This window comes from Idiomarina sp. T82-3 (assembly GCF_001577655.1).
Taxonomy (GTDB): Bacteria; Pseudomonadota; Gammaproteobacteria; order Enterobacterales; family Alteromonadaceae; genus Idiomarina; species Idiomarina baltica.
Genome location: NZ_LSBQ01000008.1, coordinates 54,576 through 74,847 on the forward strand (window position 1 = coordinate 54,576; position 20,272 = coordinate 74,847).

General features: G+C 46.9%; 19 protein-coding genes and 1 riboswitch. Of the genes, 6 read left to right on the plus strand and 13 right to left on the minus strand.

Features of this window, described 5'->3' with window-relative positions; all coding sequences use genetic code 11:
- Positions 1-27: 27 nt before the first annotated feature.
- Together gdhA and AWU56_RS06890 are read right to left on the minus strand one after the other, a co-directional pair.
- Positions 28-1,380, minus strand: coding sequence for an NADP-specific glutamate dehydrogenase (gene gdhA / locus AWU56_RS06885; RefSeq protein ID WP_272978127.1), 1,353 nt, complete (start codon positions 1,378-1,380; stop codon positions 28-30).
- A 62-nt stretch (positions 1,381-1,442) separates the two neighbouring features.
- Complete coding sequence (locus AWU56_RS06890; protein WP_286682102.1) at positions 1,443-3,149, minus strand: M1 family metallopeptidase; 1,707 nt, start codon at positions 3,147-3,149, stop codon at positions 1,443-1,445.
- A 199-nt stretch (positions 3,150-3,348) separates the two neighbouring features.
- On the opposite strand from AWU56_RS06890, the gene AWU56_RS06895 reads away from it, so the two are divergent.
- The gene (locus AWU56_RS06895; RefSeq protein ID WP_272977716.1) at positions 3,349-6,009 is read left to right on the plus strand and encodes a putative bifunctional diguanylate cyclase/phosphodiesterase; all 2,661 of its coding nucleotides are present in this window, start codon (positions 3,349-3,351) and stop codon (positions 6,007-6,009) included.
- On the opposite strand, the gene AWU56_RS06900 is transcribed toward AWU56_RS06895, so the two are convergent.
- The 3 genes from AWU56_RS06900 to hemH are packed head-to-tail and all read right to left on the minus strand — an operon-like array spanning position 6,002 to position 8,086.
- The gene (locus tag AWU56_RS06900; RefSeq protein ID WP_272977715.1) at positions 6,002-6,469 is read right to left on the minus strand and encodes a hypothetical protein; all 468 of its coding nucleotides are present in this window, start codon (positions 6,467-6,469) and stop codon (positions 6,002-6,004) included. The two genes, AWU56_RS06895 and AWU56_RS06900, sit on opposite strands and share 8 nt — an antisense overlap.
- 8 nt (positions 6,470-6,477) lie before the next feature.
- Positions 6,478-6,981 carry a retropepsin-like aspartic protease family protein gene (locus AWU56_RS06905; protein WP_272977714.1) on the minus strand — a complete coding sequence of 168 codons (504 nt, stop codon included), beginning with the start codon at positions 6,979-6,981 and terminating at the stop codon, positions 6,478-6,480.
- Between the two features lie 7 nt (positions 6,982-6,988).
- Positions 6,989-8,086: a ferrochelatase gene (gene hemH, locus AWU56_RS06910; RefSeq protein WP_286682103.1), complete on the minus strand. Its 1,098-nt coding sequence runs from the start codon at positions 8,084-8,086 to the stop codon at positions 6,989-6,991.
- A 129-nt stretch (positions 8,087-8,215) separates the two neighbouring features.
- On the opposite strand from hemH, the gene AWU56_RS06915 reads away from it, so the two are divergent.
- Both AWU56_RS06915 and AWU56_RS06920 read left to right on the plus strand, forming a co-directional pair.
- Entirely contained in the window at positions 8,216-8,833 is a 618-nt protein-coding gene (locus AWU56_RS06915) for a YqaA family protein (RefSeq protein WP_272977712.1), read from the plus strand.
- A gap of 10 nt (positions 8,834-8,843) precedes the next feature.
- Positions 8,844-9,878 (plus strand): CNNM domain-containing protein, encoded by a 1,035-nt coding sequence (locus AWU56_RS06920; RefSeq protein WP_272977711.1) that lies wholly within the window; start codon positions 8,844-8,846, stop codon positions 9,876-9,878.
- Here the strand turns inward: AWU56_RS06920 and AWU56_RS06925 are convergent.
- Positions 9,843-10,568, minus strand: coding sequence for a sulfite exporter TauE/SafE family protein (locus AWU56_RS06925; RefSeq protein WP_272977710.1), 726 nt, complete (start codon positions 10,566-10,568; stop codon positions 9,843-9,845). The two genes, AWU56_RS06920 and AWU56_RS06925, sit on opposite strands and share 36 nt — an antisense overlap.
- Positions 10,569-10,663: 95 nt before the next feature.
- Here AWU56_RS06925 and trhO point away from each other — a divergent pair, with 95 nt between their 5' ends.
- Positions 10,664-11,593, plus strand: coding sequence for an oxygen-dependent tRNA uridine(34) hydroxylase TrhO (gene trhO / locus AWU56_RS06930; protein ID WP_286682104.1), 930 nt, complete (start codon positions 10,664-10,666; stop codon positions 11,591-11,593).
- A gap of 57 nt (positions 11,594-11,650) precedes the next feature.
- The gene (locus AWU56_RS06935; RefSeq protein ID WP_006954414.1) at positions 11,651-12,127 is read left to right on the plus strand and encodes a Dps family protein; all 477 of its coding nucleotides are present in this window, start codon (positions 11,651-11,653) and stop codon (positions 12,125-12,127) included.
- 55 nt (positions 12,128-12,182) lie between these two features.
- Here the strand turns inward: AWU56_RS06935 and AWU56_RS06940 are convergent, their stop codons facing one another.
- Positions 12,183-13,814, minus strand: a complete 1,632-nt coding sequence (locus AWU56_RS06940; protein WP_286682105.1) for a TonB-dependent receptor domain-containing protein — start codon at positions 13,812-13,814, stop codon at positions 12,183-12,185.
- An 18-nt stretch (positions 13,815-13,832) separates the two neighbouring features.
- Positions 13,833-14,627: a TonB-dependent receptor plug domain-containing protein gene (locus AWU56_RS06945; protein ID WP_272978521.1), complete on the minus strand. Its 795-nt coding sequence runs from the start codon at positions 14,625-14,627 to the stop codon at positions 13,833-13,835.
- 195 nt (positions 14,628-14,822) lie between these two features.
- On the opposite strand from AWU56_RS06945, the gene AWU56_RS06950 reads away from it, so the two are divergent.
- Complete coding sequence (locus tag AWU56_RS06950; RefSeq protein WP_006954416.1) at positions 14,823-15,020, plus strand: DUF3185 family protein; 198 nt, start codon at positions 14,823-14,825, stop codon at positions 15,018-15,020.
- Between the two features lie 30 nt (positions 15,021-15,050).
- Here the strand turns inward: AWU56_RS06950 and AWU56_RS06955 are convergent, their stop codons facing one another.
- Genes AWU56_RS06955 through AWU56_RS06975 form a run of 5 tightly spaced genes read right to left on the minus strand, consistent with a single transcriptional unit; the run spans position 15,051 to position 20,072 of the window.
- Positions 15,051-16,367 carry an MFS transporter gene (locus AWU56_RS06955; RefSeq protein WP_272978523.1) on the minus strand — a complete coding sequence of 439 codons (1,317 nt, stop codon included), beginning with the start codon at positions 16,365-16,367 and terminating at the stop codon, positions 15,051-15,053.
- Between the two features lie 9 nt (positions 16,368-16,376).
- Positions 16,377-17,093, minus strand: coding sequence for a phosphotransferase (locus AWU56_RS06960; protein ID WP_286682106.1), 717 nt, complete (start codon positions 17,091-17,093; stop codon positions 16,377-16,379).
- Positions 17,090-17,683, minus strand: a complete 594-nt coding sequence (pnuC, locus tag AWU56_RS06965; RefSeq protein WP_286682107.1) for a nicotinamide riboside transporter PnuC — start codon at positions 17,681-17,683, stop codon at positions 17,090-17,092. Before pnuC ends, AWU56_RS06960 begins: the two co-directional genes overlap by 4 nt.
- A gap of 4 nt (positions 17,684-17,687) precedes the next feature.
- Positions 17,688-17,948 (minus strand): hypothetical protein, encoded by a 261-nt coding sequence (locus AWU56_RS06970; protein WP_006954420.1) that lies wholly within the window; start codon positions 17,946-17,948, stop codon positions 17,688-17,690.
- A gap of 9 nt (positions 17,949-17,957) precedes the next feature.
- Positions 17,958-20,072 (minus strand): TonB-dependent receptor, encoded by a 2,115-nt coding sequence (locus AWU56_RS06975; RefSeq protein WP_286682108.1) that lies wholly within the window; start codon positions 20,070-20,072, stop codon positions 17,958-17,960.
- A gap of 84 nt (positions 20,073-20,156) precedes the next feature.
- Positions 20,157-20,255: riboswitch (TPP riboswitch) on the minus strand.
- Positions 20,256-20,272: the final 17 nt, after the last annotated feature.

The window sequence follows — 20,272 nt, forward strand, 5'->3', positions numbered from 1 at the left end:
CCCTTTTTTAATGATGCCATCGTCAGATTAAACGACACCCTGCTCAATCATCGCATCAGCGACCTTTTTGAAGCCCGCGATATTGGCCCCCAAAACGAGGTTATTAGGTGAGCCAAATTGTTCAGCCGTGCGCTTACAGTCAGAGTAGATAGTTTTCATAATCTCTTGTAACTTACGATCCACCTCATCAAACGACCACTGCTGCATACTCGCATTCTGGGCCATTTCTAGCTGACTGGTTGCCACACCACCCGCATTCGCTGCTTTACCGGGACCATAACCGATTTTTTGTTCAACAAAGAAGTCGACCGCAGCTTGCGTCGATGGCATATTCGCTCCTTCAAGCACCGCTAAACAGCCATTTTCAGCGAGTGCTTGAGCATCCTGCTCAGTCAGTTCATTCTGCGTTGCACACGGAAACGCGATATCCCCCTCATAACGCCAGACACTATGCCCGTCTTCAGGGTAATCTTCACGAGCGATATATTCGGCGTCGTCGTGGGTGTCTAAATATGTTTTTAGGCGTTCATGGTTTTCTTCTTTAATCTGTTTAACTAGGTCTAAGTCAATACCTGATTTATGATAAACCATACCGTTTGAATCGCTGCATGTGACCGGTGTAGCACCGAGCTCGTAGAGCTTTTCCATCGCGTATATGGCAACATTACCGGATCCAGATACAAGGCACCGCTTGTCACTGAGCTTTTCGCCACGATCACCTAAAAGGCATTGAGCAAAGTAAACAGCCCCGTAGCCAGTGGCCTGTTTGCGTGCGTGCGAACCTCCCCAACGCAAACTTTTACCAGTCAGTACACCCTCGAATCGATTTTTTAGCCGCTTATACTGACCAAAGAGATAGCCAATCTCGCGGGTTCCCACACCAATATCGCCTGCCGGAACATCGGTGTGAGGACCAATGTGGCGATGCAACTCGGTCATAAACGATTGACAAAAACGCATGATCTCCGCGTCAGACTTGCCCTTGGGATCAAAGTTTGAGCCGCCTTTACCGCCCCCAATTGGGAGTCCAGTCAACGCGTTTTTAAATATCTGCTCGAAACCAAGAAACTTAATGATGCCAGCGTTCACTGATGGATGGAATCGCAACCCACCTTTATAAGGACCTAGGGCTGAATTGAATTCAATCCGATAGCCCTTATTCACATGAACCTGACCTTCATCATCTTGCCATGGCACGCGAAACATGATCTGTCTCTCGGGTTCTACGAGTCGCTCAATGATCGCCTGTTGACGATATTTGGGGTGCTCCTCCAACAACGGTTCGATAGACTCCAATACCTCTTCCACCGCTTGATAAAACTCATTTTGCGCCGGAGAGGTGCGTTTCAACATATCAATAGTTTCTTTTACGTAGCTCATGCGTTCCTTCTCGTTTCTAAAAGATACTTAATAAATAAACCTTCCATGGTGTTTTGGATCGTTTATTTGGCTTCAAACGCCGAATATTCATCCAAATAATCTTGTTGCCGCAAAATTTTCGACTCTGGATCGAGTACAATGTGTACGTCGTTAGACGGGAGTGTAATTGTCTTCGCCTCCTTCGATACGACAACGGTTCTTAGCTCACCACCGACGCGTATTTCGACGGGCATCGTAAAAGGAGCCTTTGCTGCCGATTTAAAGTGCAACGTAAGTTGGTCGCCGTCGCGTTCGGAGACTAACTCGGGTAGAGCCGCTTGATAAATATAATGCTCAAAAAACCATGTCATGTCTTTTCCCGTTTCGGCATTAACGGCATCGATGAAGTCTTGGGTATCGGCAAAATGTGGCTTGAAGTTACCTGGCTTGGGATCGTCCGTACCGTAGACAAGCTGTTGGGTTGCGTTAAAAAAGGCTTCATCGCCAATCAGGTAACGCAGCGTGTGCAAGACCCAAGCGCCTTTTTGATAAATATCGCTACCCGGTCCACGATCGGCTTTGTAGACGTCATCCTCGGACATTGGTTTATTTGAAACAATGGGATGCTCGTTACGAATCCCAATACGCTGGTCATACATCATTGTATGGTATAGGGCATCACCATGTAGATACTGGCCGTAGAGTGGTTGCATATAAGTACCAAATCCCTCATGTAGCCACATATGGTCCCAGTCCGTATTCGTGACTTGGTTGCCAAACCACTCATGCGCCAGCTCATGTTGTAGTAGCCAATCAAAGTCGTACTTCCCTGGTTTATAATCCTGCCCATAGGCATTAATGGTCTGGTGCTCCATCCCTAAATGAGGTGTTTGTACAACCCCCATTTTTTCAGCATAAAAGGGGTATGGCCCTATGACCCGTTCGTAAAATTCAAGTTGCTTAGGAAACTCCGCAAAGAGTTTTTGTGCTTTTTCCTTCTCGCCTCGCAAGTAATAGAATACAAGCGGGTATTCATGCCCGTAACGACTGTGATAGGTCGTCTCGAGCTTATCGTAAGGACCGATATTTAACGCGATGCCATAATTATTTTGTGACTGTTCGCTACGCCAATGATATTCGCTCCAATCATCGCCCTCAGTGGTTTCGATAAGTTGACCATTGCTTGCCGCGACGAGTCCCTTTGGCACACGAATGCGAATATCTGTTTGCTGCGGCTCAAACGTTGGGTGATCGAGGCAGGGCCAAATTAAATCACATCCCTCACCTTGCACTGCGGTCGCGATCCACGGTTGACCTGACTCAGTTTTAGACCACACATAGCCGCCATCCCAGGGCGCTCGTTCAGCCACATGAGGCTGGCCCTCATAATTGATAGTTACCTCGAACGGCTGGTTGACGGTGACACTATCAGGTAGGGTAAAACGGATCTCACCCTTTTCGTGACTAAAGTCACTCACCGGATGCCCTGCGGCGGTAATTGATGAGATACGATAGTTGTTGTCCAAGTCTAACAATAGCTGCTTCTGTTCAGCCGTTACGGTGAGTGTCAATGTCGTTGTGCCAATTACCGACTTTGTCTCAGGGTGAATATCAAAAAATAAGTCCGCCTGATCGAGTTCAATGTTTTTTTGTAAAGGCTTAAGCGCACCTCCAGTTTCAAGCGTTTGCGCTAGTGTTCGTTGCTCTTGAATTGGTGTGCTGCATCCTGACAATGCAGTAGCAGATAAGATCCCCAGCACGAGAGCCGAGTTTATAGCGTTAGAACCCATGTTTTCACCTCGTTTGTTTTTGTACTTATACACTAGCGCGTCTCCCACTTGGCATACAGTTCGTTAGTCGCTTCAAATACGGTGTTGATAGAAAGTTACATGACATTGATCAAAAATATATGTGCTCAGCGACATAATCTGTTACCTTGCAAATATACAAATATCAATAATAAAAATAACCTAATTAGAGAGAGCCGCTTTGTTAAAAGCATTACTCAAACATGCATCAACTTCCGTTGTTCATACGGCCGCGTTTACGTGCGTGTTGTTTGGAATGTTAGGCTTTGCAAACTATCTTTTTATCGAACCATCAAGCCGTATTAATTCTGCAAGTCTGTCATTAAGCGCCGCAGCGCTATGTATTGGCGTCGCACTTTACGGTCAGCAAGCTCATCGATACTGGCTTGCACGTATTGGCGGGATTGGGTTATTCGCCACTGGCCTCTACGCACTTAAAGCCACTGATCTACAATTGCCCCTATTCCTGCCCACCTGTTGTTTCATATTAGCGGCGGTCTACATCACCACGGGTAAGACTCAATTACATCGCATTATTTGGAAAGCCGTCGGTAGTATTTTTATCTTCATTGCGCTGATTAGCTTCGCTATTACTTGGCTCGATATTAATACCTACCCACTGATTCAAAACCCGATCGCATTTTCAGCAGCCACCATCATTGGCCTCATTGCCGGTTTAGGCATGCTATTTTATTGCTTTAATCAATCGCCCCCAAAGCAATCTATTCTTTCTCTAACAGGCTTAGTCTTAACCTTGAGTGCCACAATCGCAATTTGGTTCGCTCAATCGAATGCCGACATTAATGAAATACGCAGTCGCGGCGAAGTAAACCTGACTCAGTCAGCGGATGTGATTGGCCAAAGGCTCAGCTCTCAGTTCAGCGCGCTTCAGCGCCTCTATCGACGTTGGAGCGAATTACCAGCAGAATCTGTCGACCAAATTATCAATATTGATACAGAGGACTACACGCGCGATTTTTCATTGATTGAGTGGATGGGAGTCTACGATGATAGTCAACAGCTGATGTTTAGCCCTATCCCGATATCGGATATTGATAAAGAGATTTTAGAACAGCCTTCAATCAAGGCATGGCGCGCCAATAATGTGCATAATGAAAGCCGCGTTATTTCCGCCTATTCATTACAACAAGGCGTTCCACGATTAATTCTTAGTTACCCGATCACTAACCCAGACATCGAAGCCGATCAGTTAATCGCCAATTTAAATATCAAAGACCTCATGCGGATCGATCGCATACCTTATTTAGATATCTTCGACAGTTACGTCGAACTATCAGAAAGTTACCTATTACCGATAAGTAGTGATTCATTTGATGTTATTTCACTGTCCGAACTCACGGACATCCATGCCTACAAGGTATCGACCATGTCTTCGATTCTTGGGCAACCCATTAAGCTACACGCTGTTATTGCCGACGCTCATGTATTCTGGCAAGCGGCTCGCGTTAATCAAACCATACTCATCGCCGGAATCCTTCTTGCCTTTTTGTTGTTGGAGTCGATAGAGAGTAACCGCAAACTAACCGAACAACAGGGTCGCTTGATTCAAATGGCCAATTTTGACTCGGTGACTCAGCTAATGCGTCGCGATGTCTTAGAGACGAATATCAACCAGTGGCTATCGGTCAATCCAACTGACGCGCATATTTTGTTTATTGATTTAGATGGGTTTAAGCCCATTAATGATAGTTTAGGGCTTCATACAGGTAATGAGTTACTCAAGCGTATTGCGACACGCTTAGCAGAGGTCAGCCCTGCAACGGCGCAGTTATCAAGATTTAGTAGCGATGAGTTTATCGTCTTTCTACCCGGAGCCGATAAAACATCGTCGACGGAGGTGGCGCGTTCTTTGTTAACTGCCCTACGCGACAAGTTTGAAATCGATTATATCGATCTGTACCTCACTGCAAGTATCGGTATTGCGTCGCGTGAGTTTCAAGTGTCTTCTGCCGAAGCCTTTATTCAAAATGCTGACGTCGCGATGACTAAAGCGAAAGAGAGTGGGGGAAATACCTTCGCTTTCTTCACACAAGCGATGGGGCTGAAGTATCAGACAGATTTAACGCTACGTAATCAACTTCAAGTGGCGATTGAAAACCAACAACTGGAAGTCTTCTATCAACCATTCGTCGACCTCAAAAGCGAGCAGATAATCGGCGTTGAGGCGCTCGCTCGTTGGCGTGATAAACAAGGCAACTGGATACCTCCCGACGTTTTTATACCGCTAGCTGAGCATACTGGACAGATTATGCCGCTTTCCGATTTGATCCTAGAAATGTCAATTCGTGAGGTAGCTCAGTATGTTGCTCAGCCGAACTTTATATTGTCGATAAATTTGTCACCCAAACAGTTGCAAAATGGTCAGTTGGTCAGTCAAGTGACACAGTTGGCTCACAAGTACAAGATGCCGTTCAGTACGCTACAGTTTGAGTTGACAGAAACTATGCTAGTCGATGATGCAAAGGCTGCATTTAAACAACTCGCCGAGCTCAGAACACTCGGCTGCAAAATCGCTATTGATGACTTTGGCACCGGTTACTCATCGCTTTCTTATTTGAATGATTTACCCGCCGATATTATTAAAATTGACCGAAGCTTCACACGGCGAGTGCTTACCGATAGCTCATCGCACCCCATCACTGAGGCAGTGATTTCGATGGCGTTGGGTCTGAATAAGTCAATTACTGTTGAGGGAATTGAAAATGCCGAAGAAGCAGCTTACTTTGCTCGGCGTAGCTGCCAAGCGGCACAAGGTTTCTATTTCTACCGCCCTATGCCGCTCGAGCAACTCATAGAAGTGATTAATCCTGCGACTACTTAATGCGTTCGATTTTCATGCGTTTATTGACCTCTTTGCGTGACAGAAAATACGCATTAAACATGCCTCGCGTAATGGTATAGTTGCCCTCATCGTGCCAAGGAAAATAGTCTTCTGAGCCCTTTTGCTTCCAAACTTGACCGTTATCGAAAGTAAGTATCCATTTACCGTAAGCATCCTTGTCGCGACTTGTCAGTTTAACTGACATGCTTTCATCTTGTTTCAGCTTTTTATGCTCTAAACCAAAGTCAGCATTGTTGTCACGCTTCTGCTCGACTTTCTCTTTCATTTTGGCAGCAGGGACCGGCTTTTTATCTTGCTCATTCAATCGGTCGTAGCACATCAACCGCTCTTGGTCGTCCTGAATGAGCGCACAATCACGATATGATTGCTGCGCCATGGCCGCTGACGCTACAACGCCAGACACGAGTACTAACGAAATCGTCACAATATTAACTCTCATACCACCTCTTAATATTTAATGGTTAATGTATCGCCCTTTTGTACCAACTCCAGTTGTTTTAACGCACTCATGCCCAACAAGATCACATCATCTTCTAAGCCAGGCGTGATCGAGGCATCCACATTATCGAGTACAATATCGCCCAGAGTTAATGAGTTTAGGTGGGTTCTATAGGTAACAATACGTCCATTGGCGGTTGCAGAAATACCCTTTCGTCCTTTTACAAGGCCCAGTCTGTCAGCAATATGTTCTGGAATAGCCACTAAGGTAGCGCCGGTATCTAATAGAAACGTAACGGGTTGCTGGTTTATCTTGCCTGATACTACGTAGTGACCCATGCGGTTTTGCGTCAGTTCGACCACAGTTTGACCACTCAACCGCTGAGAAACAACGTCTTGGTTGGGATTAAATTGCTGTTCGAGCTTGTCTTGGAAGAACCAAAAAAGTAGCGCGAGGGCAAGTCCCCACGCTATAAAACTAAATGTTTTACCAAATCCTTGAGTGCTACTCATGCTTGACTCAATTCGCCGTATTTCGCTCTACCTTATCAGCTTCACGTTGTCTTGTCGCTAACGCTTCGGCCTGCTGCTCGGGTACAGTCCAGCCTGCGAGGTTATCTTTAATTAAGCTAACAAGTGCTGAGATATGCTCCTCTTCGGCATTGAGAGCGCTAATATATTCATAGCGTTCGCCCCCGTTCTCGATAAAGTACTCACGATTCTCTTCGCCTATCTCTTCAATAGTCTCCAAACAGTCGGATGAGAAACCCGGACACATCACTTGAACTGATTTGACTGACTGCTTCGGCAACGCCTTTAACGTCTCATCGGTGTATGGCTTTAACCATTCCTCACGGCCAAAGCGCGATTGAAAAGTTGTCATATACTCGTGCTCACTGAGGCCGAGACGTTCAGCCACCAAGCGCGTGGTCTTATAGCACTCACAATGATAAGGGTCACCGTTTTTCAGGTAGCGCAAAGGTACGCCGTGATAAGAAAAAATCAGCTTATCGGCACGTCCGTGAGTTTCCCAATGGCGCTCTATCTTATTAACTAAAGCACTGATAAATGGGTCATAGTCGTGATAATGCGAAATGAAACGAAACTCGGGTAACCAACGTCGCTGAGTAAAGTCATTCGCTATTGCATCGAAGGTTGAGCCTACGGTCGATGCCGAATATTGAGGATAGAGTGGTAACACCAATAGTTTGCGTACGCCCGCACGCATCATTCTGTCCAGCGCATCTTGAATCGATGGTTTTCCGTAGCGCATCGCATAGTCCACTATCACATGTTCACCTAAATCCTGCGTCAGCGCGTGTTGCACCGCAGCGGCTTGGTCCTCTGTGTGATACAGCAAGGGCGAGCCCCGATCAGTCCATACGGTCTTATACGCCTCTGCAGAACGTTTAGGTCTGATATTCAGAATGATACCGTTAAGGATAATTTTCCAAAGCCAACGTGGAAACTCAACAACTCTGGGGTCAGACAGGAATTCTTTAAGGTAAGGCTTGAGCGCTGCTTTAGTCGGCGCATCGGGCGTACCTAAATTAGTGAGCAAAACACCGACTTTATCAGCTTGTTGATGCGAGAACGCGCTATTACCACGATAATTCATTGAGGAAACACCTTATTAACTTCATTCTGGGTTTAGTTTACGAAATTTTTCGACTTTACGATCCACTAAATTCCAATTTATGCAGTATAACGATACGATTAACTTAATCGAGTAAAAAGGATACCTAAAGTGAGTAACGAGCCTGCTTCAGCGCAGAAAATTGAACCGGATGATAAAAAAGCGAACAAGTGGTTCCAGAAACTCATTGACTCGCCTCATGCATTGGTGCTTTTATTTTTCTTCTCAGCGCTAGAAGCCACCATTATACCTATTCCTTTAGAACTCATATTAGTGCCATACATGCTTGTTGAGCGCCAGCGCATTTGGCTCATTGCTTCTGTCGCGCTAGCAGGTTGTCTAACAGGTGCGACCGCAGGCTATTTCGTGGGTCAAGCATTCATGGATACGGCAGGCGTTTGGGCAATAAACTATTTTGGTATTGAAGATTCTTTTGAACAATTTAAAAGCACACTCGAAGCTCAAGGTTTCTGGGCCGTATTTTTAGTCGGCGTAACACCCGTCCCCTTTCAAACAGCGATGTTAGCTGCCGGCGCTGTTGACTACTCCTTTGCTATGTTCATGCTGGCATCCGCGCTATCACGCGGTATTCGCTATTACGGACTGGCGTTACTCGCTCTCTGGTTAGGTCCTTATGCACAAAAATGGTGGCAAAAGCACGCTGTTAAGCTTGGTTGGGGGGTTGTACTTATAGCCGCAATGGTTATTATCGGCGTTCAACTCGTATAGGTACTCATTCATGTTTTTGCTGATTGTATTTGCGTTTATAGCTATTGGTATATCGTTTTTGTGCTCCATGCTTGAAGCGTCGTTGCTGTCGATTACACCAAGCTACATTGCTGGCCTCAAAGAACAGCGCCCCAAGCTGCACAAACAGCTGTCTAAATTGAAACAGACGATTGATCGCCCGCTCGCTGCTATCTTGACCCTGAATACGATCGCGCATACGGCCGGTGCGGCGGGTGTGGGCGCCCAAGTTGGTGTTGTATTCGGAGATGGTTATCTCGGTGCCGCGAGTGCAGTCATGACTTTACTGATTTTGATTCTGTCAGAAATCATTCCGAAAACCATCGGTGCAAAATTTTGGCGTTCGCTCGCGCCTCTACTCCCGGGGATTTTGAACTTCTTAATCACTAGCCTTAAGCCATTTATCTGGCTATCGGATCAAATCACCAAACGTATTGGCGCCAACGAAGCGGATATCGATGTGCGCTCAGAAATCAAAGCGATGGCGACTATGGGACTTGAGCAAAATGCCCTCGATGAGGACGAGCGCCGAGTTATCTGGAACATTCTAGACCTACACGATATTCGCGTGAAACAAGTCATGACGCCGCGCACAGTATGCGAGACAGTGCGCCCAGATATGACCATTGGCGAGTTCTACAAGCACACTAAACAACTACCCTTTTCTCGATTTCCAGTCATCGATGCTGACGAGGAGCCGCATGGAATCTTGTTTCGCAGTGACGCGCTAGAAGCCGATCAGGAAACAACCCTTGCTGAGCTCACACGCCCAGTTGAAATTGTCACGGAAACGGTGAGTGTTGAAGCCTTAATGGCGCATCTGCTACAAGAACGCCAGCATATGTGTTTGGTCTACGATGAGCATGGAAGTTGGCTTGGGTTAATTACTTTAGAAGATATCATCGAGACCATTTTAGGTACGCCGATCATGGACGAAACCGATAATATCGCCAGCCTGCGTCGTTATGCTCGGCAGCGCTGGGATAAACGCTTAAAAAGCACTCCAAAGCAAGCGCAGAGCGAGTAAGGTAATGACCCATTTAAAGAGTTGGTCAAAGTGCTGGTTAGTCATTCTCTTTAACCAGCGAACCCCCATGTAGGTTCCTAAAAAACCGGCGGCTATCATACACATGATAAGTAACCACCACTGCTCAAAGACAAAACCTTGTGCGCCAAAGACAATTGCTTTCGGCGCATGTTGCATTGTCATAATAGCGGCAAATGTCGCCACAACCGTATGCCTATGATCAAAGCGTGCTTTTACGAAACTGGCGACCACGGGCCCTGAAGCACCAACAAACAGTGAAATAAAGCCACATAATGCCGCGCCAAGCGCTAAACCAACACGTCCCAAAATTAATTTAGGTAACTGCGGCCCCCAAGTTAAAAACAACAGGAACCCAGCAATACTCAACTGCAACCAATGTTGCGGTAATTGCAGCAATACGAGGCTACCCAGCAGCGTTCCGACCAATCCAAAGGGCACAAACCAAATGACGGTCCGCCAATCAATATGCCGCCACGTCAATGCTGAACGCCCTACATTCGATCCCATTTGCACAAAACCGTGTACCGGGATGATTGCATGCGCCGGCAATACCGAAGCTAGGACGGCAATAAGCACAGCGCCACCGCCAGCACCCGCGACAGCACTCAATAGTGATGTCAAAAACGAAAGACCCACCAATAAACTAAACCAGATATCCTGAACGCCCAACTCGCCCCCTACACACAACGCTCTAATTTGGTTATAATCCGCTCGATTTTAACGCCCCGGATTTGCGATCCGACCTGCTGAAAAAGGAAGTAAACATGTATATCTGTGCAGCCCTCTATAAGTTCGTTGAACTCAACGACTTTGAATCCCTCCGTGAACCACTCTACCAAGTGATGTTAGAGAATGATGTCAAAGGCACATTATTGCTCGCACGTGAGGGCATTAACGGTACTATCTGTGGCACCCGCCAAGGCATTGACAATGTACTAGCACACATCAACGCGGATGAACGCCTCGCTGGTATTGAGCATAAAGAGTCACCGAGCGATGAACAAGCGTTCTATCGCACTAAAGTGAAGCTTAAAAACGAGATTGTCACCATGGGTGTTGATTGGGTGGATCCAAAGAACACTGTGGGCACTTATGTCGAGCCCGAAAAGTGGAACGACCTCATCTCAGATCCCGAAGTGCTTTTAATTGATACACGTAATGAGTACGAATACGCCGTAGGCACGTTCAAAGGCTCGGTCAACCCCAAAACAGAAACCTTCCGTGAGTTCCCTGAATACGTCAAGGAGCACTTAGATCCGTCTAAACACAAAAAAGTAGCCATGTTTTGTACCGGCGGTATTCGTTGTGAAAAGTCGACGGCTTACTTGAAAGAGCAAGGATTTGATGAGGTCTATCATTTAAAGGGCGGCATCTTAAAATACCTAGAAATGGTGCCAGAGGAAACCAGCCTTTGGGATGGTGAGTGCTTTGTTTTTGACCAGCGTGTAACGGTAAAACACGGTTTAGCGCAAGGTGCGTACGACCAGTGCTATGCTTGCCGCATGCCTATCACTAATGAAGAGAAGCAATCGGAACATTATGTGAAAGGGGTCAGTTGTCCACACTGCTACGACAAGACAACCGAAGAGCAAAAGGCGCGCTATGCCGAACGCGAACGCCAAATCCAACTTGCTAAACAGCGAGGCGAAGCACATATTCGCGATGGTAAACGCGATGCCACACTACAAAACTGATCGGAATTGCGCTAGATTCGTATCAGTTCAACAGCATCGATTTACTGGAGAAAGGTAATGAAGCAATTAAAAGTGATTGGTTTAGATGAGAAAAAAGCTGAGCAATTAGCCGACAAACTCAACGAATTGTTGTCTAACTATCAGATTTTTTACATGAACGTTCGTGGCTTTCACTGGAATATTAAAGGTGAGCGTTTTTTTGAGCTACATGCCAAGTTCGAAGAAACTTACGACGATTTATTGTTGAAGATTGATGAAATTGCCGAGCGTATTTTGACATTAGGTCAACGCCCGATGCATGCCTATTCGACTTACATCAAGACCAGTGACATCGAAGAAGTCAAAGACGTTCATGATGGTCGTGCGTGTGTGGCTAACATCTTAGATAGCTATCAAACGACAATTCGCCTACAACGCGAAATTCAAGATCTGGCGAATGACGCAAATGACGAAGGCACCTCAGCACTGATGAGTGATTATATTCGCGAGCAAGAGAAAACTGCGTGGATGCTCACCTCATACCTAAACGACTAAAGTTACGAAGCTAGAAAATGAAAGCCCACCCTGCGGTGGGCTTTTTTGTGAGCGATTAAAAGCTGTACTTCGCTTTTACGTAGTAGTAGCCGCCGTTGATACCAAAAGGTAGTGTTTCCCAGCCATATTTAAAACCTGCTTGAGAGAACGGAACGCCTGCACTCCCCCATTCATCCGGATAAGTATCAAACAGGTTGTTTGCCCCCACGACCAGTTTAAAATCATCAGTCAGATCGTAACCGACCGACAAGTCAGTAAGCCACTTTCCATCCCATTTATGTTTGATACCGGTGAAAGCCTGACCTTCTACGGCGCCAAAGTAGTTAAATGCAAGATTAACGCTCCAACGATCACGCTCCCAGTCGGCCATAATCGATGCTTTCTCACTCGGTTGACCTTCTTCGATACGTAATACTTGAGTTTCGTTAAATATCTGCTCGGCAGGGATAAGTGATGAGACTGAGTTAACGCGTTCGACATCGGTATTAACAAAGCTCAACGCCGTAGTTAATACAAGATCGCCACTCAAAACTTCTGTCGGATATGACGCGATAATATCGACACCCTGCGTTTTGGTATCCACAGAGTTAGTGAAGAACTGCGCCGCGCCGAGATTGTTATTATCGAGTATAGTTGCGAACTCGGTACCAATATCTGCCGTTAGCGGCTCTGAGATAACGATGCGATCATCAATATTTATTTGATACAAATCGATGGTTAGGTCGAGTCCGTTTCGCCAACGTTTGATGATACCGATACTCGCGCTCTCAGATGTTTCTTCTTCGAGTCGGTTAATGCCAAATTGACGGGCAACTTCATCGTCATTCGACACAGTACCCGTTTGTACCAAAGTACCATTTACGATATTAGTAAGCACTTGTGAGTAATATATCTGTTGCACACCGGGCGCCCTAAAACCGGTCGCCAAAGTGCCACGGACCGAGAAATCATTGGTAATATCGTACCGCGTTGAGATTTTACCGGAGATGTTGTCACCGGCGATATCGTAATCTTCGTAACGCAACGCACCAGCAAGTAGCCAATCCGGTGTTACGTAGTACTCGGCATCAACGTATGCGCCGTAGCTATCACGTGAGGCATCTACTTCTTGTCCTGGACTAAAGCCAGGAAAGTCTTGGATACCGGCTTCTGCGGGCGCACCGGAAGGCGTTAGAATGGTTATTGAAGGGTCATTGCTACGACCATAAGCCCAAGACACCGGATCACCTGCATTGATCTCATAACCATCGGTTCTAAACTCAACGCCCAAAGCGAGATAGAGTAATTCGTTATTGACGTCGATGGTGCCATTAAAATCGAGGTTGAAGGTGGTTTGGTCAAACACTAATTCACCATCAAACGCCTCGGTCGGCGTGTCTGCGTAGATTCCACCGCCGGGTGCCGGCTCATAATACCAACTGACGTTTGCTGAGTAGGCAGAGTTAAAACCGAATTCATTTTTGCCATACACAATACTCGCGTCCCACAACCATGCATTGGGTAAGTCCCCCCGCAACCCAACCGCTATCGACTGATCATCCGCTTCGGTTTTAAGTTGTGGCAAAAAGCCATCTGGATAGATTGTCTCAATTGTACGAGGGTGTCCGCGACCACGGAAAAAGCCCGCTGAGCCACCATCGCGTGACGAAATACCACCAAAAGCATAGAGCTCGGTCGAGCCCGTCAATGTGTAGGCTGAGTTAAACTAAGCGTAATAGTTTTCTGAATCTGCATCCCCCACATGTAAACGTACAACAGGATCGCCATTACGATCCCACCAGTCACCGATTAATTGTCCACCGGTCGCTTCTAAGGTCGCTGGTGCAGCGCGATTAGTCATACCGCGGTCACGATATTCTAGAGTAAAATTAAAGTAGCCTTTATCGTTCGTAGTGCCCAAGTTGAGGCCAACTTGATTAACCTCACCATCACCTTCATAAGTTTGCCCGATTTCCGCACTCACGCTTCCACCGTCTCCTGATTTAAGCGTGATGTTGATAACACCTGCAATAGCATCCGATCCATATTGTGCGGCTGCACCATCCCGCAAGATTTCTACGCGCTCAACCGCAGTGATTGGAATCGCATTGATATCGTAGCCTGGTGAACCTTTGCCGATGGTTTCTTGAACGTTAACAAGCGCTTGTTGATGACGACGCTTACCATTGACGAGTACAAGTACTTGGTCAGGTCCTAGACCACGTAACGTCGCTGGTCGAATGATATCCGAGCCATCTGAAATGGTGGTGGAAGAAAAGTTAAACGAAGGCGCACTCATTTGAATAGCTTTACCGAGTTCAGAAGCGCCTGTCTCAGCCAGTTGCTCACTCGAGATAATGTCCACAGGTGACGCCGACTCGGTGGCCGTTCGCCCGTTTACTCGTGAACCCAAAGTAACAATACGCTCGATATTTTCAGGCACTTCTTCAGCTTGCTGTTGCTGTGCCAAAACCGGTGAGGCACCGCAAACGGCTGATACAGCAAGCGCGATGACACTCAATTTTATTGTTTTTCTTTCATGCTCGCTCTTCCTTCACCATTTTGTAATAGTTCATTTACAGTGTTTACTTATATTGGTGAAGAATATATATATGACATTTGACGTAACGTTGACGTCAAACTAAAAAATACATGCTATGGTAGTCATTGTAGTTAAATTATTTAATATATATAACAACAACTTAGGAAGATTCAGATGAACAAAATCGTAGGTCTTATTCTTTTAGTGGTCGGAGCAATTTTATTGTACTTTTCTTATGAGGCGTCTCAGTCGCTTGCTTCTGAAGCTTCACAAATGGTCACCAATGAGCCAACGGATAACACCATGTGGTATTTAATCGGTGGTGTGGTCGCCGTGATTATTGGGTTATACGCGGTATTTAAAGGAAAGTAAGTAAATTAGAGTATAAAGCAGTGTGTCTGGCTAACTGCCAGACACATTTTTAAGTGAAAGCGATGACAGTGTGGCAAGCACCCCAATGCCGACAAGTAGCCATAATACCGCCGCCACACCGTAAGAAGCATCGAGCCAACCAAGCAAGATACCAGCCAGTAGAATAACGCCCATCACCGTATTAGATACAGCAGTCAGTTGCGCGCGGTTATCTTGATTTGCCATGTCCACCAGATAGGTTTTACGCCCCACACGCGCGCCATGATGCGCCACTGCAGATAGGAACATTAAACCGCCCGCCGCCCAAATTGAACTTAACGCTTGTGGGAACCAATAATAAATCGCCAAGGCTACTAACATCACAAGCGTCGACATTACCGACGCCGCCGCCATCACATGATGGCTAGCCGAATCTGACCAACGTCCCCAAAACCGTCCGGCCAATAAGCCGGCTAAGCCACTAGCCAATAGTAAACTCCCTAGACTGGTATAGCCTGCATCGCCTTCGCGCTGAATAAGAACAACGATATATGGAATCGCAAAAGCCGCCGCAACTAATAAAGCTCGGGTAAGAACAAAGTGACCAAAAAGTGCATTACGCCACAGTAATGACAGTGACTTTAACGCTTCGCTGATAGCGTTACCGCCGCCCTCTGTTGCGCCAGCAACTTCGGGTATACCCGCGTAGGTGATTGCCGCACAGGTCCAAAGCAGCACGCCACCACCGAGCAATACAAGAAAGAGACTGCGTTGCCCCTCAACATCGGGAAACATCACAATAACTAACGCTGTCACTAAGGTCAGTAATCCCGCAGCCGAAGCGGCGACACCCGACAGTCGCCCACGCCGCGTTTTCGAGACGGTTTTGCCCGTCACGTCTTTATTGGCTACGGAACAGACCCCACGCGACAGTGAGAAAGTAATTAGAAACAAAATGACTGTCCAACCCAACGCGGTACCGTCCAAAGTCGCGACAGCCACAAGCATTAAAGCCAATGACACGGCTTGACCAACGCTACCGGCGACCCAAAACCACTTTCGTACAGGTTGCTCGCGTAATTTTTGCGCAACAAAGAGTTGTGGTAGTAACGCCAAAGATTCTCTTATGGGCACTAAGGCACTGATAAATACGGGTGGCGCGCCCAGTGCACTGAGCATCCAGGCTAAGACTAACCGTGCGCTCACCAGTGAATCCCCGAGCTTGGTCAGCATTAGAGAAATAAGCATCAATACGAATGAACGCGGTTGTTCATTGCATGCATTTTCGGGGATATCTTTACATACGCGTGCGTCTTCGTCTTCAGCAAGGTAGCCGTAGACACGATTCATCAATTGCTTATCAGCCATCACATTTCCCTAATCGTCAGCTAATTGATACCAAATGTCATTGACCCATTGCATCAATTGCAGCGCAGCTAGCACATCATCCCACTTTAAAGGTACCGGCGACCGGCGACGGTACTCACCAAAGCAGTCATGCTGTTCAGCCACTGAGCAGCGATTAATTAACATAGCACTGGCAAAATCAACGGCGGGGTTACCAAAACTGGCGTACTCCCAGTCCAACGCCACAGGTCGTTCTGTTAGTACGATATTATCGAAAGAAAGATCGAAATGGCAAAGACAAGATTGCGCTGCATCAATCGTTAACTGTTCTTGCAGCGCATGTATGCGTGCTAACTGTTGCTCAGAAGCACACGCAAAATAGCCCTCAAGGCGTTGCCAGAAAGAAGGACCCTGGTAATCAACGCGCGTTTGATGCAGCGTAGCCATGAGACCAACCATGATAGTTAGTTTTTCGGTTCGCGGTAACTGACTTTGCGCTAGGGTAGGTCCTTCAACGAACGCTTGCAGCACCCAACGACTGTAATCGCTATCAATAATTTGAGGGGCCAAACCTTGCACCGCCAGAGCACTTTGCAACTTCAGCTCATCCTCGCGATTAAGTAATAGACCCTCTGCCGCATTAAGCCACTTAAACAAGTAGCTTTCCTGAGCGCAGGTAATGCGCCAAACATCGTTCACTTGTCCAGTCGATATGCGTTCAACATGTTGAGGGGCCGGCAGTCTCATGTCGTCTGAACCGCAGGTCCATCATCCACTCGCCAGCGGTACATGGCATACACCACAAGTACCAGGTAGAGCACAAATAACATGGCTGTAGCGACGAATCCTTTACTTAAATAGAGATAAACATAGACCGAATCGATTACAAGCCAATACCACCAGGTTTCCATCGCCTTTTTGGTAACCAAGTAGGTCGCTAGTAGACTAAATGCGGTCGTAAAGGTATCGAGCCAAACCGCATCTGCATCGGTATAGTTTTGTAAAAGCACGGCGGTAACCACCGCAACCACTGATACCCAAACCCATTGCTTGAAATGCCACTTAAAGGAATAGTGATGACCGCGTTGATTTTCCTCAATTGCAGTCCCCTGCTGTCGCCATTGCCACCAGCCATAACCTGCCATAATGACGTATATCACTTGCAGTAGCGATTCCATATACAGCTTTGCATCCCAAAAGATACTCGCATAAACACAACAGCTTACCGCCGCAGCGAGCCAGCACTCTTGCCTTTGATGCGCAGCAAGCACTAAGTAAGCAAGCGCCAGTAGCAAAGCGCCGAGCTCCCAAAAGGAGCTCAGCATAAGTTGATCCATTAACTCACTTAACATGGTCAGGGGTCAGGTCTTTATTGATAAACTTACAAACAAGAACTTGCGATGGCACCCGATCGTATAACCAGTTGAGCTCCTTTGTTAGGGCGCCCATGACCACCTCAAGGTCACCAAATACTTGTGTACTCATCGTGTTAGTGAGCACCGTTAAATCAGGATACTCATTCAGCCTATCGATAAACGCTTGAATCACCTCTAAGTAATTATTTGCAAGCGGATAGAGCGAGAGTTCTGCAGAAAATGGCATACAACCTCCTTAAAATGTGTAACGTGCGGTAAGGCCAAATCGACGCGGCTCACCATATTGGACGTAGGTTTCCGTCACGTATTCATCGCGCGGGTCGTTACCAAAATAGAAACCTCGAATTTCGTAGTCTTCATCGGTTAAGTTACGTCCCCAAAGGGTAAAACGCCACTGGTTCCAATCGTAATTAAGTTGCGCGTGCAGCAAGGCCATACTATCCGCTTGTTGATTGTGTGAGTTAGAGAAGTAAAAGCCATCTTTTAGATCGGTTTGAACGCTCCAGCTCAACGCATTCGTCAGTTGTCCCTCTAAGCCAATGTTGGCTTGGTAGTTAGGTGCGTGAGCTTGATCGCGTCCACTCATATCCCTTCCATCTTCGGTGACGAAGCCATCGATTTCCGTATCCAACCAGCCCAGTGATGCAAACGCACTGATGGAATCACTCAAACGGTATCTTAGCTCGGCTTCTAACCCATAGTTACTGCCTTGTGCGGCGTTCTCAATGTAACCTACGAACGACTGATTGCGATTTACCCAGCTCTTGAGCTGCACATCATCACGCCAGTTGTAAAACGCCGCCACCCGATAACTCCAATCGCTGCGTGTGGCCTTCATACCCACTTCCGCATTCCACAATATTTCAGGGGCAAAAGTCGCACGATCGAGTAAATAGGCTTCAAGTTCGTCAAGTTGTTGGTCTTTCGCGCGCCCTAACGCCTCACCATTAACACCACCCGCTTTATAACCGCGTGCGAGCGTGGCATAAGCATAACTTTGCGGTGCATATTGATACCGTAAACTCAGATTTCCACCAACCATGGTATCGCTAGGCTCTGCAACCACTCCGTTACTATCAACATAGTCATTGTCGTAACGTTCGATACGCAAACCACCAATCCAGCTCCAGTTATCTTTGACTTGTTGGACAAGCTCGCCATAGATCGCTTGGTTTTGAGTTTCGTAACTACTGCCGAAAATACTTGGTGAACCAATGTCCCAATTATAGTAATCACGGGTCAGGTTCACGTCTTTGCTGTAATAGTAAACACCGACCGTCCAGTCTGTTGGCAAGCCCCACAGGTTAATGGGTGCATCCGATGTAAAACGAACTTCAGCAGTTACATCGTCTCGCTCACGATAATACGCGTCAAAAGAAGAGTACTCCCAACCTGGAGCGATGCCGACATAAGTCCAGTCTTCATCAAATGCGTAGTCTTTGTCAGCGCTGAGCACGTTAACCGCGGTTTCAATCGTGAATTTTTCAAAGCCGCTGTAATCCAGCTGTAATCGCCCTGCCGTTGAATCCAAACGATCAAACCCAGGTTCATCAGATAAGGTGGTGCGGTCGTTCTCTAAACTAAAGGCATCGTAGCCATTATCAATATCCATTTTATGGATACGCGTTTTTAAAAGCCAATCTTGCCCGAGCTGGGTATCGATGCTTAAGCGCGCAGTAAATTCATCACGTTGCTCAGTATCATCGCGGTTTAGAAAGGTATTTTCGGTGTAGCCATCTTGGTCGAATTGCATGAGGGATAAGCGTGCATTGCCCAACGCGCCCAAGGAACCACCCACAGCGCCGGCCAATGTGCTTTCAGAGTAGTTACCCACACCGATTAGCCACTCACCACTGGTAACCTCGGTGGGCTGATTCGACTCGAGCAACACCATACCCGCCAGCCCGTTAACGCCAAAGCGCCCACTTTGTGGACCACGGTAAACTTCCACTTGTCCGACATCGAATAATGTCGCTGCAGAACCCAACCCAGAATAGTCGATGCCATCAATGACTAAGCCGACCGATGGATTAATTGCATCAACAAATTGCGAACGTTCGCCGATACCGCGGATCTGGATGAAACGTGCCGTACTGGAGCCACCCGAAAAATTGACGTTAGCAACCGAGTTCAAGACGTCCTGCAAGTGACGTGATGCGCGTTGATGCATTGAGTTTTCATCAACAATGGCGATGCTGCGAGTGGTTTGTGTGATGGTCTGCTTTTGAAAGTCACCGACCACCTCAATGGATTCATCAATAGTGGTTTCGTTGGTGTCTTGTGCCCAAACAGAAGTGCTGCTCAGCACACCGATCAGAAGCGCAGATAGTTTAAAACTGTTGTTATGCATGGATCATTTCCCTTATTGACTGCAAAGAAACGACCCGGTTGGATCAGTCAGAGACTGATACTGAAGGAGGTTATTCACTCATTGTATGCGAGACTTTACCATCCCTACGCCAGTATTAACCGGATCAGGTAAAAAGGGTTCGCTTTCGCATCTCAGCCTAAAAAGGCACCCCTTGGTACTCGGGCGCTAGTATAACGCCT